Source organism: Pseudomonas sp. LAMO17WK12:I1 (genome assembly GCF_900177315.1).
GTDB classification, from domain to species: domain Bacteria; phylum Pseudomonadota; class Gammaproteobacteria; order Pseudomonadales; family Pseudomonadaceae; genus Aquipseudomonas; species Aquipseudomonas marginalis.
This window is the reverse complement of the sequence record NZ_FWZV01000002.1, coordinates 1-14165: the sequence shown is the minus strand read 5'-3', so window position 1 is coordinate 14165 and position 14165 is coordinate 1. Positions and strand designations below refer to the sequence as shown.

Below are 14165 nucleotides of genomic sequence, written 5' to 3'. Positions count from 1 at the left end.
CCGCAACGCTTACACGAATTGCTGTACATCCATACAGATAATAGTTGCTCAAATTCCTCTGACTGAGCATCCTGCAAAGCATCAACCCGATCTGATGTGATGACCATGCGGCTGTACCTCTGTGAAAAACCCTCCCAGGCCAAGGACATTGCGGCCGTGCTCGGCGCCGGTCGCCGTGGCGACGGTTGCTGGTTGGGCAATGGGGTCACCGTCACCTGGTGCATCGGCCACCTGCTGGAAACCGCCCCACCCGACGCCTACGACGCCAAATACAAACGCTGGGTGCTGGCCGACCTGCCGATCGTCCCGGAAAAATGGAAGATGCTGGTCAAGCCCAAGACCGCCAGCCAGTTCAAGGCCGTCAAGCGCCTGCTGGGGGAAGCCCAGGAACTGGTGATCGCCACCGACGCCGACCGTGAAGGCGAGATGATCGCCCGCGAACTGGTCGAGCATTGCCGCTATCGCGGGCCGATCCAGCGGCTGTGGCTGTCGGCGCTGGACGATGCCTCCATCCGCAAGGCCCTGGCGGCGCTCAAGCCCGGCGCCGAAACCTTCAGCCTGTACCACTCGGCCCTGGGCCGCTCCCGCGCCGACTGGCTGATCGGCATGAACATGAGTCGCCTGTTTACCCTGCTGGGGCGTCAATCCGGCTATCAGGGCGTGCTGCCGGTGGGCCGGGTGCAAACACCGACCTTGCGCCTGGTGGTGGACCGCGACCGCAGCATCGCCGACTTCGTGCCCGTGGCGTACTGGGCCATTGATGTGGACCTGCGCCACCAATCCATGACGTTTACCGCACAATGGCGCGCGACTGAAGATGCCTGTGACGACCAGGGCCGCTGCCTTGACCCGCAGCTGGCCCGGGACGCTGCCGACGCCATGACCAACGCCGCCGGCGCACGCCTGATCAAGCTGCGCACCGAACGCATGCGCGAGGTGGCCCCCCTGCCCTTCGACCTCGGCACCCTGCAGGAGATCTGCTCGAAGAAACTCGGCCTCGGCGCCCAGGAAACCCTGGATATCGCCCAATCCCTCTACGAAACCCACAAGGTCATCACCTACCCCCGCAGTGACTGTGGTTACCTGCCATTGAGCCAGCACAGCGAGGCGCCGAAGATTCTCGCCGCATTGGGCCGTGGGGATGCGGCAGTCCATGAGCTGATGCCGCATATCGATCCCCAACGCCGCTCACGGGCCTGGAACGATGCCAAGGTCAGCGCGCACCACGGCATCATTCCCACCGGCGCCGGCAAGGACGTCGGCCAACTCAACGGCAAGCACCGTGCGGTCTACACCTTGATTCGCGCGCGTTACCTGGCGCAGTTCCTGCCCAACCATGAATACGATCGCACCCAGGCGGATTTCGACTGTGCGGGCCAGGCGTTGCGTGCGGTGGGCAAAGTGGTGATCGAACCAGGCTGGAAACGTGCCTTGCCCGAAGCCCTGGCTCCGGCGAAGGGCCGTGAAGCACCGGCACCCCAGGCCTTGCCGACACTGGTGCAGGGCCAGGATTACGCGGTGGCCAAGGTCAACCTCAAGGACCTGTGGACCCAACCACCCAAGCCCTTTACCGAAGGTGACCTGATCAAGGCGATGAAAAACGTCGCCAAGCTGGTGGAAGACCCGCTGCTCAAGCAAAAGCTCAAGGACACCACCGGCATCGGCACCGAAGCCACCCGTGCGGGGATTATCCAGGGGTTGCTCGACCGCGGTTACCTGGTGAAGAACGGCAAGGCGCTGTCGGCCACCCCGGCAGCCTTCAGCCTCATCGACGCGGTACCCCGCGCCATTGCCGACCCTGGCACCACCGCGATCTGGGAGCAGGCGCTGGACATGGTGCAAAGCGGTGAGATGAGCCTGGAAGAATTCGTCGCCAAGCAAGCGGCGTGGATGAGCAAGCAAGTGGCGCGTTGCAACGGCATGCGCATGACCATCACCGGGCCGGCCAGCCCGCCGGGCCGAGGTGCTGCGCCGTGGAAAAAGAAGCGCAAGGCGGCCCCTCGCAAGACCGCCACTGGCCCAGAGCGCGCCAGGAAACCGAAAAAAACCGGGTGAAAGGCGAAAAAAACCGGCGAATGACGTTTTTCGACGGGTTTAACGCCGCATTGGACCTTGCCCCGACGCGGGCCGTCTAGGATTCTGTAGGGGATAACAACAACACCGGAGTGGCCGCCATGAAAACCGTCGCACAATTGCTCAAAGCCAAGGACCAGAAAAACCAGGACGTCCACACCATCCAATGGGACCACACTGTGTTTGAGGCGCTGGTGCGGATGTCGGAGAAAAACGTCGGCGCCTTGCCGGTGGTCAAGGAAGGCACGGTGGTAGGGATCATCAGCGAACGCGATTACGCACGCAAAATCATGCTCAAGGGCCTGTCGTCGGTCACTACAAAGGTCCATGAGGTCATGAGCTCGCCGGTGATAACCGTCGATACCCATAAAAGTGTCGAAGCGTGCATGAACATCATGACCGACAGTCACCTGCGCCACCTGCCGGTGGTCGAAGACGGCAAACTGCTGGGCCTGCTCTCCATCGGTGACCTGGTCAAGGAAGCCATCGCCGAACAGGCAGACCTGATCAAGCAGTTGGAGCAGTACATCCGCGGCGAATAGGGGCCCCCATGCTCGACACCCTGGAACATCAACAGGACCACCTCGACACCCTGCACCGCGCCATGTCCGAACGGCGCTTCCTGGTATTGACCGGTGCGGGCATCAGCACGTCCTCGGGAATCCCCGACTACCGCGACAGCGAAGGCGTGCGCCGGGGCAAGGCGCCGATGATGTACCAGGAGTTCCTCGCCACTGCCCAGGCGCGGCGGCGCTATTGGGCACGGGCGATGCTGGGGTGGCCGAGGGTACGTATCGCCCAGCCGAACAACGCTCACCGGGCACTGGCGACCTTGCAACAACGCCAGCACATCAGCGGCCTGATCACGCAAAACGTCGACACCTTGCATGACCAGGCCGGCAGCCATGACGTGATCGAATTGCACGGCAGCCTGCACCGGGTGCTGTGCCTGGATTGCCAGTTGCACAGCACGCGCGACCTGATCCAGCGCCAGATGGAAATCGATAACCCGTACCTGGCGCAAGTCCATGCGGTACAGGCGCCTGATGGTGACACCTTGCTCGACCCCGCGTTTGAAGAGCGCTTCCAGGTCCCCCGCTGCCCCCATTGCCAGGGTGAGCGACTGAAACCGGACGTGGTGTTTTTTGGCGAGAACGTCGCACCGGCGACGGCGGCCAGGGCGATGGCGGCGGTAGCGCATGCCGAGGGGCTGCTGGTGGTAGGTTCATCGCTGATGGCTTACTCCGCATTTCGCCTGTGCAAGGCAATGGTCGAACAGGGCAAGCCGGTGATCGCCATCAACCTGGGCAAGACCCGGGGTGATGAGTTGTTGCAGGTAAAGATCGAAACCTCGTGCGAACAGCTTCTGCCCTTGTTGGCAGACCGCCTGCAGTCAACCCCTCCTCAGCCATAGCGACCGTCCAGCGCAAAAAATGACGCTCGAGTCACGCATTTGCCGTATCTCCCCATAGCCACGACGAATTATGTAGTGATCAAAAATAATCACTACATAAGCGTTGACGTAACCTTTTTGTCCTTGCATGATCTAGACGTCTCCCGGATCGGGAGCGTTGGTAACAAGCGTTTTGAACAAGCTCGTCTGACCGCCGAGCTGTTTTTTCCGGATGTGCACTGCCCACAAGGCAGATTGATGAAGCTGACCGACCCGAAAGGATCGGTACAAGGCGCTCAAATGCGGCTTGTCTTCGTTATGAAACCATTGCGTAGCAGTTCATCAGCAAGACTACATGCATCAGGTTCAAGACCCTGCCCGTATTCGGCAGACCGTCACTGACGCCCGGTTTTCCAAGCCGGAGACAACTAGGCAGTTTTAACGGAATCAACTGATAGATCGCCAACTGGTCAAGGGGCTTACACATGAATCTGAACAACCAACCAACTATCGATGAATTGGCTGAGATGTTCGCAGCGCAGAAAGACACACTCGACGACCATATCCTGTGGATTGGCAAATCGGGCGAAGTGCAAATCGACTGCCTGGCGCCCCACACTGAAGAAGCCGAGTTCGACCGCAATAACCGTGAACTGGCGGCGCGCCTGAAGATGTACCGCCGTGGCCAGGGTTATGTCGGCAAGAAGGCCGCGGCCGATCGCAACTTTATCGAGCAAGTATTCCACACACTTAATACCGAATGGCAGAACCTCAAAGGCCAATCGCACGTTAAAGTGATTGATAGATACTGCTGATAACAGTGCACCTTTAAATTTAAGCCCGCTGGTCTATTCGAGCGGGCTTTTTAATACCTGTTTTATAACACCGCCGGAAACCTGCCCTTCCCCGCCTCATCCCGAAAAATATCAAACAACACCTGCGCCGCCGCTGACAGTTCATGCCCAGGCTTGGTCAGCACACCAATCGGCCGCTCGATCACCGGATCGGTCAAGGTGATGCAATGCGCCCCCGCCTCCTGCATCTGCTGCGCACACAAGGCCGGTACGGCGCTGACACCCAGGCCGCTGGCGACCATCTTGCCCACGGTTGCCAATTGATGGCTCTCCAAGGCCACCGGCAGCTTCATCTTCAAGGCCCCCAGGTGCTCCTCCAGCATCACCCGCACCGTGGAAGGCCGCTGCAACGTAATGAACGGGTGCTCCAGCAAGGTTTTCCAGTCGACCTCGGCACACTGTGCCAGCAGTGAATCACCGGGCACCACCGCAATGAAGCGGTCCAGGTACAACGGCGTAAAGGCCAGCGACGAGCCTTCCGAGGGTTCAAACGCGACGCCCAGTTCCACATGGCGGTCGCGAACCATCTCCAGCACTTGCTCGTTGATCAAGTCATGCACCGTCACGTTCACCTGGGGGTAACGTGCGCGGAATATCTTCAGGATCGGCGGCAGCAGGTTGCCGGCAAACGACGGCATCGCCGCCACGGTCACCCGCCCGCGTTGCAGGGTGAACAGCTGACGCAGCTCGTCCTCGGCATTGTCCCAATCGGCCATCAGCCGACGGGCCAGGGGCAGCAGGGATTCGCCCTCGGGCGTGAGCGCCACGTTGCGCGTATTGCGGCTGAACAAGCGCCCGCCCAACCCTTCCTCCAAGCCTTTGATGGTCAGGCTCAACGCCGATTGAGAGAGGTGCAGGCGCTCGCAGGCGGCGGCAAAACTCAGGCTTTGGGCCACGGCCAGAAAGGCACGCATCTGTTTAACGGTCATGGCGCTACTCCGGGCGGCGGGTTGACTATGCTGTTTTCTAAATCAATCAACCTTAAAAAACAACTTAACAAATCAATCCGTCGGCGCAACACTCGATTCATTGGCTGGCCCACAAACAATAAAAGAGGTGCATATGGCAGGTTTCGATAAACGCGTGGCGTCCTACGAGGAAGCACTGGCAGGCCTGGAAGACGGCATGACCGTGCTCTCCGGTGGTTTCGGCCTGTGCGGCATTCCGGAAAACCTCATCAATGAGATCAAGCGCAAAGGCACCCGTGACCTCACCGTGGTTTCCAATAACTGCGGCGTCGACGGCTTTGGCCTGGGCGTGCTGCTGGAAGAAAAGCAGATCAGCAAGGTGATCGCTTCCTACGTCGGTGAAAACGCCCTGTTCGAGAAGCAGTTGCTCAGCGGCGAAATCGAAGTGGTCCTCACCCCCCAAGGCACCCTGGCGGAAAAAATGCGCGCAGGCGGCGCCGGTATCCCCGCCTTCTTCACCGCCACCGGCGTCGGTACTCCGGTGGCCGAAGGCAAGGAAACCCGCGAATTCAACGGTCGCCCGTACCTGATGGAAGAATCCATCACCGGCGACTTCGCCATCGTCAAAGGTTGGAAAGCCGACCACTTCGGCAACGTCATCTATCGCCACACCGCCCAGAACTTCAACCCGCTGGCCGCCACCGCCGGCAGGATCACCGTGGTCGAGGTCGAGGAAATCGTCGAACCGGGCGAGCTGGACCCGGCGCAGATCCACACCCCTGGCATCTACGTCGACCGGATCATCTGCGGCACGTTCGAGAAGCGCATCGAACAGCGCACCGTGCGCAAATAATCCGCCTCCAGCCCGAACAATAAGGACTCATAAAATGGCTCTTACCCGCGAACAAATGGCTCAACGCGTCGCCCGCGAAATGCAGGACGGTTTCTACGTCAACCTGGGCATCGGCATTCCGACCCTGGTGGCCAACTACATCCCCGAAGGCATGGAAGTCATGCTGCAGTCGGAAAACGGCCTGCTCGGCATGGGTCCGTTTCCTACCGAAGACACCATCGATGCCGACATGATCAACGCCGGCAAACAGACTGTGACGGCGCGCATCGGCGCCTCGATCTTCTCCTCCGCCGAATCCTTCGCGATGATTCGCGGCGGCCACGTCGACCTCACCGTGCTCGGCGCCTTTGAAGTGGACGTACACGGCAACATCGCCTCGTGGATGATCCCCGGCAAACTGGTCAAAGGCATGGGCGGCGCCATGGACCTGGTGGCCGGTGCAGAAAACATCATCGTGATCATGACCCACGCCTCCAAGGACGGTGAGTCCAAGTTGCTCAGCCAATGCAGCCTGCCGCTGACCGGCGCCAATTGCATCAAGCGCGTACTGACGGACCTGGCGTACCTGGAAATCGAAAATGGCGCTTTTGTCCTCAAGGAACGCGCACCTGGCGTCAGCGTTGAAGAGATTGTGAGCAAGACCGCCGGTAAACTGATCGTCCCGGACCACGTTCCAGAAATGCACTTCCAGTGAGGACAGATTCCATGCAAGACGTCGTGATTGTTGCTGCCACCCGCACCGCCGTGGGCAGCTTTCAAGGTTCACTGGCCACCATTCCGGCACCGGAGCTGGGCGCCGCCGTGATCCGTCGCCTGCTGGAGCAGACCGGCCTGGACCCGGCCGAAGTGGATGAAGTCATCCTCGGCCAGGTACTCACCGCGGGTTCCGGCCAGAACCCCGCACGCCAGGCCTCGATCCTCGCCGGCCTGCCCCACGCCGTGCCGAGCCTGACCCTGAACAAAGTCTGCGGCTCGGGCCTGAAAGCCCTGCACCTGGGCGCCCAGGCCATCCGTTGCGGTGACGCCGAGGTCATCATCGCTGGCGGCATGGAGAACATGAGCCTGGCACCCTACGTACTGCCTGCTGCGCGCACGGGCTTGCGCATGGGCCACGCCAAGATGATCGACAGCATGATCACCGACGGCCTGTGGGATGCGTTCAACGACTATCACATGGGCATCACCGCCGAGAACCTCGTGGACAAATACGGTATCAGCCGTGAAGCCCAGGATGCTTTCGCCGCCGCCTCCCAGCAGAAAGCCACCGCCGCCATCGAGGCCGGGCGTTTTGTCGATGAGATCACGCCGATCCTGATTCCCCAGCGCAAGGGCGACCCGATTGCCTTCGCCGTCGATGAGCAACCTCGCGCCGGCACCACCGCCGAATCCCTGGCCAAGCTCAAGCCGGCGTTCAAGAAAGACGGCAGCGTCACCGCCGGTAATGCTTCCAGCCTGAATGACGGCGCCGCTGCGGTGCTGCTGATGAGTGCCGACAAGGCCAAGGCCCTCGGCTTGCCGGTATTGGCCCGTATCGCCAGCTACGCCAACGCGGGCGTGGATCCAGCAATCATGGGCATCGGCCCGGTCTCGGCCACCCGCCGCTGCCTGGACAAAGCCGGTTGGAGCCTGGGCGACCTGGACCTGATCGAAGCCAACGAAGCCTTTGCCGCGCAATCCCTGGCGGTAGGCAAAGAGCTGGAGTGGGATGCGGACAAGGTCAACGTCAACGGCGGCGCCATCGCCATCGGCCACCCCATCGGCGCGTCAGGCTGCCGCGTGCTGGTCACCCTGCTGCATGAAATGATCAGGCGCGATGCCAGGAAAGGCCTGGCGACCCTGTGCATCGGTGGCGGCCAAGGCGTAGCCCTGGCCCTCGAGCGCAGCTGATAAACGAGCAACACGGAAAAGGCCCGGCTCCACGAAAAGCCAGGCCTTTTCTTTATGCGGTTTCCCTGAACAAACACAGTCCAAATGTGTGGGGGCTTGCCCCCGATGAGCATAGGTATCTACACAACTTTGTCTAAACGCTGCCTCCCCCGGCAGAAAGCGCTGTTGTGGCGAGCGGGCTTGTCCCGCGTTGGGCTGCGAAGCAGCCCCAAAACCAGCCTCTACAGAGTGTCTGATACACCGCGTTCTTCTTTAGGCGCACGGTAATCCACTCCGCGACCACCATCAGCCCTGCAAATCCTGCAGGATACTTTGCGTTAATTCGCCGGACCCGCTTTAATCGCCGCCAATGCCCCGCACACCTCAAGGAACCGCAATGCGCCATCCGGACGGCACCCTTCAATCGCTTCGCGCGCCCCTGTTGATCCTGTTGGCCGGCCTGGCCCTGGTCGGCTGTTCACCCAAGGACCACTCCCGCGCCACGGTGATCAATGGCGAACAAGGCCGGGCCGGTGCGCAACTGGCCTATGAGCACGAACTGACCCTGGCCCTGCCCGGCGCCCTGCTCGCGCCGCGCATGCAGGCCACCCGCGAGGCCTGTGAGTCGGCGCGGTTTGGCGCGTGCAATATCCTTGGCATCACCGAAGACAGCAACGGCGGCGAGATCATCCTGCGGATCGCGCCCACCGGGGTCGAACCGATGGTCGCCATGGCCGCTGAAGGCGGCAAACTCGGCCAGCGCATCACCACCGCCGAAGACCTGGCCGACGCGGTCGCCGATGTACGTCGCCGCCAGGATCGCCTGCAAGCCCAGCAACAGCGCCTCGATGAACTGGCCAAGCGCAAGGATATCAGCGTCAGCGACCTGATTGCCTTGAGCAAGGAGCAGGCAGGCATTGAAAACGAACTGCAGGAACTCGCCCAGGTCGCCGCCGGCCAGCAGCGTCGCCTGGATACCAACCGCGTCACCCTCAACTTCCGCTCTGCCGACGGCGCCAACCAACCGTCACGCTTCAGCCGGATGTTCAGCAACCTGGGGACCAACCTGGTGGACGGCACCGCAGACGCCCTGGAACGCGCCAGCTATGTGCTGCCGTTCGTGATCCTGGCGTTTCCGGTGGTGTGGTTGTGGGTGTGGCTGTGGCGCACATTTGTCCGGCGCCGCAGCTGATCAGCGCTTCATGCAGCGCTGGTATCGCTCATCCACGCGCTTGGCAAACCATGCCGTGGTCAGGTTGCGGGTGATCTTCGGGCTTTTGAGCACGATGCCCGGCAGGATCGCACGGGGCATCGGCTTGCCGGCGGCCTGGTCGGCCAGGGCAAACACGCGCTTGTAGAGGGTGGTGTCTTCAAAATCCAGCTGTTCGCCCTGTTCCAGCTGGCTGCGAATGCTGGGGTTGCGCATGTCCAGCTTCGCGCCCAATGAGCGCACCGCCAGTTCGGTGGTGCCGGGCAGCAATGAGCCGTAGCGAATCAAATCCCCGTCCAGCGCCAACTCAGTGCCCGACGCGCGGCTGACCGCCGCCTGGAACGCCGCATTACGGCTGGCGTACCACCCCGCATTGAAGTCGGCAAAGCGATACAACGGCTGGTCATAGCTCACCGGATAGCCGAGCAAATGGGCGATACCGAAGTACATGCCGCCGCGCCGGGTGAAGACTTCCCGACGAATCGTGCCATCCACCGTGTAGGGATAACCCCGCGCCTGTTTCTGGGCGAAGTCGATACTGACCTGCATGGGACCGGCGGTGTGCACCGGATTGAAACCGCCAAACAGGGTGTTGCCCAGGGGCACCACGCTGATGAAGTCATCGAAGATGCCACTCAGGTCCTTCTCCGTGCGCGCGGCACTCAAACGGTCGGCATAGGACTTGCCGGTGGGCGAGCGCAGCTGCAGGGCGCTGCGCACCACAAAAGCGGGCACATGCACCTTGGCGGCACGGCGCAGGATTTCATCCTGGGCGATCTTGCCCATGTTGGGCACGGGCGGGTCGACCTGATAGGTGGATTCCTGCTCGGTCACCGCCAATACGGCACAGATATTCTCGGTACTGGGGTAGATCTTTTGAGTGTCAAAGGCGGTGTAGATGTCCTGGGCCCAGCCGTTGCGGTCTGGAACCTTCGCCGGGAGCAAACGCACGATCTCGGCCTTCACCTCGGCTTCGCTGCGCGCTGGTTGCTGCGGACCGCGTGACGTGGAACAGCCGGCCAGCACCACCAATGAGGTGAGGCAGAGGATCAGGCAGCGTGGGGACATGGGGCTTCCTTGAGGACGATGGGCCAGGCGTTGCGGATATGGACCAGTAAGTCTAACGCGGGTTCGCCAACTCACCTTCTCGCCAGCCAGGGTTGAACCTGGCGTTCGCGCAGCGCTGAAGGCTTTTTGATACGTCGCCAAAAAGGGACGATAGCCGCTGAAAGCTCCCACGTAACGGCAAGATAAGCTCTACAGCCCCTGCCTGAAAACCGCTGCAAAGTCCCTCGCCTGAATACACAGTGCGAGGGATTGCAGATGGTTGTTTTCGTTAAAGCCCTGGTTGAAGGGGCGGCCTCTTGAACCCGGCCATTGGCAGGCTGGCCCTGACCCCGATGGATGTGAAGACGGTCGACGTTGAAAGCGTCTTCCGTGACTTTCGCGAATGCCTGAATACGTTCGATGACTGGGCGCAAAGCTTCTGGCGCTTCTCGGCGCTGGAGGTCGAGCAGGTCTTCAAGGTCGGCGATGAGGTGGCGCTGGTCGCGCCGATCAATCGCTCAATCATCCCCAGCAGCACCGTCGCCACGTGCCCGGCCAATGGCACCCTGACGCTGGTGCATATGTTCCAAAGCACGCGCTTCGTGCCCATCGGCGACACGCCGGTGATGCTGCAGCGCGTCGATCCCAATGGCGGCCCATTGGGCGAGCCGATCCACAAGACCATCGGCCCCAGCGGCCTTCTCGAAATCACCGAGTGTGATCGCAACCAGCCGTACCGAATCAGTTTCTACCCCAACGTTTCCAGGGATCACGTCAAGGCGCTGTATGGGTCTTATCAGTCGGTGATCGCGGGGTTGGAGGCTCGCCTGCGTGAAGAGTGGGCCCGCACTTTCCAGGATGAGTGGAAAGACTATGCCGAAGCCAAGCCCCTCGATCGGCGCCGAATGCTGGAAGCAGCGTTTTTCAGCGGCCTTGGAAAAGCCCTCTTCAATGTGTGGGACAACGTTACGCAGTTGTCTGACCTGCTGGCGGACCTCAAGCCCAACAGCGAAAAGCTGTTGGCCTACCTCTCCCAGGCCGAACTCGATGAACTGCTGAAGCTCGGCAACGACACGATTGCCAACGGTTTGCTGGTGCTCAGCGATGAGCCGCTGTTGTTTATCTACCTGTCGGCGATGGTCAGTTGGATGCGCCTTCTGCCACCGCCGCAGATGAATGAACTGTGGGGTGAGATCACTGGCGAGGTCCTGATCAATCTGCTGTTGATTCGTGTATTGGGTGCGATGGGGGTGGTGGCGCGGCTGGGGGCTCAAGTGCTGAGCGCTATCAAATCCAAGCGCGCGCGGGAGTTGTTGGAGTTGCTGGCCAGGCAGCTTGTAGAGCCGGGGTTGGCGCCGCATGTCGAAGCGGTGAAACCTTTGCTGCTCGGTGGCCCGGCGACAGCGATCAAGACTGTGCCGGTTGCGCCGTTGAAGGTTGGGGAGCATGTGGTTTCGAACCCGGTGCCGGCGGCTCGCAGGAAGACTCAGCAGACGGTGTTGGTCCGCCAGGAGCCTGTCGATGATGTGCCGGTTTCAGGGAAAAACCCGAATGGGGATGCGGCGGCCCCTTCGGATAAGACCGTCACCAACGGCTGCCCGGTGTCGATGGTTACCGGGGAGGAATTGCTCACCCTCACCGACGGCACGTTGGATGGAATCTTGCCGTTCGAGTGGACACGGTTGTACCGCACCAGTGCGGTGGAAGTGGATGGCGGGTTGGGGTTTGGCTGGAGTCATTCGCTGGCGCATCGGCTTGCGGTGTCGGGCGATTCGGTGGTGTGGACGGACCATGAGAACCGCTCGATTGGGTTTCCACTGCCGACTGTTGCTCGACCCGCCATCACCAATAGTTTGGCCGAAGCCGCGATCTATTTGGGCGCGTCGCCGGATGAACTGGTGCTGGCCCAGGCGTCGCGGTTTTATCACTTTCGCGACGGTGTGCTGGTCTCGATCAGTGATGCGTACGACAACCGGCTGCGGATTTCTCGGGATTTTCTGGGGCGGATTGAGCGGCTGGATAACGGTGCGGGGTGTGCGCTGTTCCTGCGCTATGCGTCGGCACGCATCGTCGCGGTGGACTACCAGGTGCAGCGGGCCAAGGGGTATGAGCCTTACGAATGGGTGACGGAGCAGAACGTCGTTTCCTACGCCTATGACGACGCTGGCCGACTGGTCTCGGCGACCAATGCGGTAGGTGAAAGCGAGGTTTATCGCTACGACGATCAGCACGTCATTCTTGAGCGGGGCTTGGCCGGTGGGGCGAGTTTCTTCTGGGCGTGGGAACGGTCCGGCAAAGCGGCGCGATGTGTCCGGCATTGGGCCAGTTTTTCCCAGATGGATACGCGGTATGCCTGGGGGGACGACGGCCGGGTCACGCTGCATAACGCCGATGGCAGTCAGGAAGTGTACGTCCATGACGACCGGGCGCGGCTGGTGCAGCGGATTGATCCGGACGGTGCACAGCATTTCAAATCCTACGATGCCAAAGGCCGGCTGACGGTTGAGCAGGATCCGCTGGGGGCGGTGACGGCGTATCAGTACGACGAAGCCGGACGCTTGGTGGCGTTGTTTCCCGGGGATGATGAGCCGACGTCCTACGAGCATGACAATGGCTTCGTACGGGTTGTAAGGCGGGGTCTGGCGGTCTGGAAGTACGAGCGTAACGACCAGGGCGATGTCATCCGCAAGACCGATCCCGACGGCAATATCACCGACTACAGCTACGACAAATACGGGCAACTGGTTGGGGTTTGGTCCCCGGACCACAGTTGTCAGCGGCTGGTGTGGAATGAGCGGGGGCAACTGATTGAGGAGCAGTTGCCCAATGGCGGGATCAAGCGTTATCGCTATGACGATCTTGGCCGGCCGGTGGCCCGCGAGGATGAGCATGGCGCGCTGACCCAGTATCAGTGGGACAGCGTGGGCCGGTTGGTTCGCGTCGTATTACCAGGCGGTGCATGTCGGGAATACAGCTACAACCCCTACGGAAAAATCACCGCCGAACGCGACGAACTGGGCCACGTCACCCGCTACGAATACGCCGACGGGTTGCACCTGATCAGCCGCCGTATCAACGCCGACGGTAGCCAGGTCAAGTACCGCTACGACAATGCGCGATTACTGCTGACCGAGATCGAAAACGAGGTTGGCGAGACCTACCGACTTGCTTATCACCCCAACGGCCTGATCCAGCAGGAAACCGGGTTTGACGGGCAGCGTACGGCCTACGTCTACGACCTCAATGGCAACCTGCAGGAAAAAACCGAACACGGTGACGATGGTAGTCAGCTCGTTACCCGTTACGAGCGAGACCACGCCGGACGCCTCGTACGAAAAAACCTGCCTGATGGCAACAAGGTCGATTACGCCTACGACCGCCAGGGCAACCTCCTCAGCGTCGACGACGGCCACTGGGCGCTGGCCTACGAATACGACCGCCAAAACCGCCTCACCGCCGAACATCAGGGCTGGGGCACCTCGCGCTATGGCTACGACGCCTGCGGCCAGCTTCAACACCTGCGCCTGCCGGACAACAACCGCCTGGTGTTCAACCACAGCAAAGGCGGCCACCTCGCCACCGTCGAGTTAAATGGCACGCTACTGACGTCTCACCTATTCAAGGCCGGCCAGGAACACCAACGCCAACAAGGCCAACTCCTCAGCCACTACCACTACGACGACCAGCACCGCCTGCACGCCCACGCAATCACCCAGCAACAAGACCACCTCTACCAACGCCAATACGACTACGACAAAACCGGCAACCTCACCCGCCTGCTCGATACGCGCAAAGGCGAACACCACTACCATTACGACCCGTTAGGCCGCCTCACCCGCGCCGACCACTCCCAAGACCTGCAGGAACGCTTCGGCCACACCCCGGCCGGCAACCTGCTCATGCAAGACCGCCCCGGCCCCGATATCGTCGCCGGCAACCGCCTGATGATCCAGGGCGACCG

11 protein-coding genes are annotated in these 14165 nt (G+C 61.3%); 9 read left to right on the top strand and 2 right to left on the bottom strand.

Features of this window, described 5'->3' with window-relative positions:
• Nucleotides 1–105: 105 nt before the first annotated feature.
• From B9N88_RS02640 to B9N88_RS02625, 4 genes are all read left to right on the top strand, one after another.
• The gene (locus tag B9N88_RS02640; protein ID WP_043293257.1) at nt 106–2055 is read left to right on the top strand and encodes a DNA topoisomerase III; all 1950 of its coding nucleotides are present in this window, start codon (nt 106–108) and stop codon (nt 2053–2055) included.
• Nucleotides 2056–2174: 119 nt separating this feature from the next.
• Nucleotides 2175–2615 (top strand): CBS domain-containing protein, encoded by a 441-nt coding sequence (locus B9N88_RS02635; RefSeq protein ID WP_027603177.1) that lies wholly within the window; start codon nt 2175–2177, stop codon nt 2613–2615.
• Nucleotides 2616–2623: 8 nt separating this feature from the next.
• The gene (locus B9N88_RS02630) at nt 2624–3487 is read left to right on the top strand and encodes an NAD-dependent protein deacetylase (protein ID WP_027603176.1); all 864 of its coding nucleotides are present in this window, start codon (nt 2624–2626) and stop codon (nt 3485–3487) included.
• 464 nt (nt 3488–3951) lie between these two features.
• Nucleotides 3952–4281, top strand: coding sequence for a hypothetical protein (locus B9N88_RS02625; protein ID WP_016977362.1), 330 nt, complete (start codon nt 3952–3954; stop codon nt 4279–4281).
• Nucleotides 4282–4343: 62 nt separating this feature from the next.
• Here B9N88_RS02625 and B9N88_RS02620 read toward each other — a convergent pair whose 3' ends face one another.
• Nucleotides 4344–5249 (bottom strand): LysR family transcriptional regulator, encoded by a 906-nt coding sequence (locus B9N88_RS02620; RefSeq protein ID WP_027603175.1) that lies wholly within the window; start codon nt 5247–5249, stop codon nt 4344–4346.
• Nucleotides 5250–5382: 133 nt separating this feature from the next.
• Between B9N88_RS02620 and B9N88_RS02615 the strand changes: the two genes are divergently transcribed.
• The 4 genes from B9N88_RS02615 to B9N88_RS02600 all read left to right on the top strand — a co-directional run bounded on the left by B9N88_RS02615 (nt 5383) and on the right by B9N88_RS02600 (nt 9139).
• On the top strand, nt 5383–6081 hold the full coding sequence (locus B9N88_RS02615; protein WP_027603174.1) for a CoA transferase subunit A: 699 nt from the start codon (nt 5383–5385) through the stop codon (nt 6079–6081).
• Between the two features lie 34 nt (nt 6082–6115).
• Nucleotides 6116–6775 (top strand): CoA transferase subunit B, encoded by a 660-nt coding sequence (locus tag B9N88_RS02610; RefSeq protein ID WP_027603173.1) that lies wholly within the window; start codon nt 6116–6118, stop codon nt 6773–6775.
• Between the two features lie 11 nt (nt 6776–6786).
• Nucleotides 6787–7968, top strand: coding sequence for an acetyl-CoA C-acetyltransferase (locus tag B9N88_RS02605; RefSeq protein ID WP_027603172.1), 1182 nt, complete (start codon nt 6787–6789; stop codon nt 7966–7968).
• A 376-nt stretch (nt 7969–8344) separates the two neighbouring features.
• Nucleotides 8345–9139 carry a DUF4349 domain-containing protein gene (locus B9N88_RS02600; RefSeq protein WP_027603171.1) on the top strand — a complete coding sequence of 265 codons (795 nt, stop codon included), beginning with the start codon at nt 8345–8347 and terminating at the stop codon, nt 9137–9139.
• Here the strand turns inward: B9N88_RS02600 and B9N88_RS02595 are convergent, their stop codons facing one another.
• Entirely contained in the window at nt 9140–10225 is a 1086-nt protein-coding gene (locus tag B9N88_RS02595; protein WP_027603170.1) for a DUF1615 domain-containing protein, read from the bottom strand. It lies immediately after the preceding gene.
• A gap of 332 nt (nt 10226–10557) precedes the next feature.
• On the opposite strand from B9N88_RS02595, the gene B9N88_RS02590 reads away from it, so the two are divergent.
• Nucleotides 10558–14165: DUF6531 domain-containing protein (locus B9N88_RS02590; protein WP_371918174.1), on the top strand; the 3608-nt coding region annotated here is incomplete at its 3' end.

Bases quoted from the DNA above. Each gene is read 5' to 3' on its own strand.
- B9N88_RS02610 (WP_027603173.1), top strand. From the start codon at position 6,116: ATGGCTCTTACCCGCGAACAAATGGCTCAACGCGTCGCCCGCGAAATG.
- B9N88_RS02615 (WP_027603174.1), top strand. From the start codon at position 5,383: ATGGCAGGTTTCGATAAACGCGTGGCGTCCTACGAGGAAGCACTGGCA.
- B9N88_RS02635 (WP_027603177.1), top strand. From the start codon at position 2,175: ATGAAAACCGTCGCACAATTGCTCAAAGCCAAGGACCAGAAAAACCAG.
- B9N88_RS02600 (WP_027603171.1), top strand. From the start codon at position 8,345: ATGCGCCATCCGGACGGCACCCTTCAATCGCTTCGCGCGCCCCTGTTG.
- B9N88_RS02630 (WP_027603176.1), top strand. From the start codon at position 2,624: ATGCTCGACACCCTGGAACATCAACAGGACCACCTCGACACCCTGCAC.
- B9N88_RS02620 (WP_027603175.1), bottom strand. From the start codon at position 5,249: ATGACCGTTAAACAGATGCGTGCCTTTCTGGCCGTGGCCCAAAGCCTG.
- B9N88_RS02640 (WP_043293257.1), top strand. From the start codon at position 106: ATGCGGCTGTACCTCTGTGAAAAACCCTCCCAGGCCAAGGACATTGCG.
- B9N88_RS02595 (WP_027603170.1), bottom strand. From the start codon at position 10,225: ATGTCCCCACGCTGCCTGATCCTCTGCCTCACCTCATTGGTGGTGCTG.
- B9N88_RS02605 (WP_027603172.1), top strand. From the start codon at position 6,787: ATGCAAGACGTCGTGATTGTTGCTGCCACCCGCACCGCCGTGGGCAGC.
- B9N88_RS02625 (WP_016977362.1), top strand. From the start codon at position 3,952: ATGAATCTGAACAACCAACCAACTATCGATGAATTGGCTGAGATGTTC.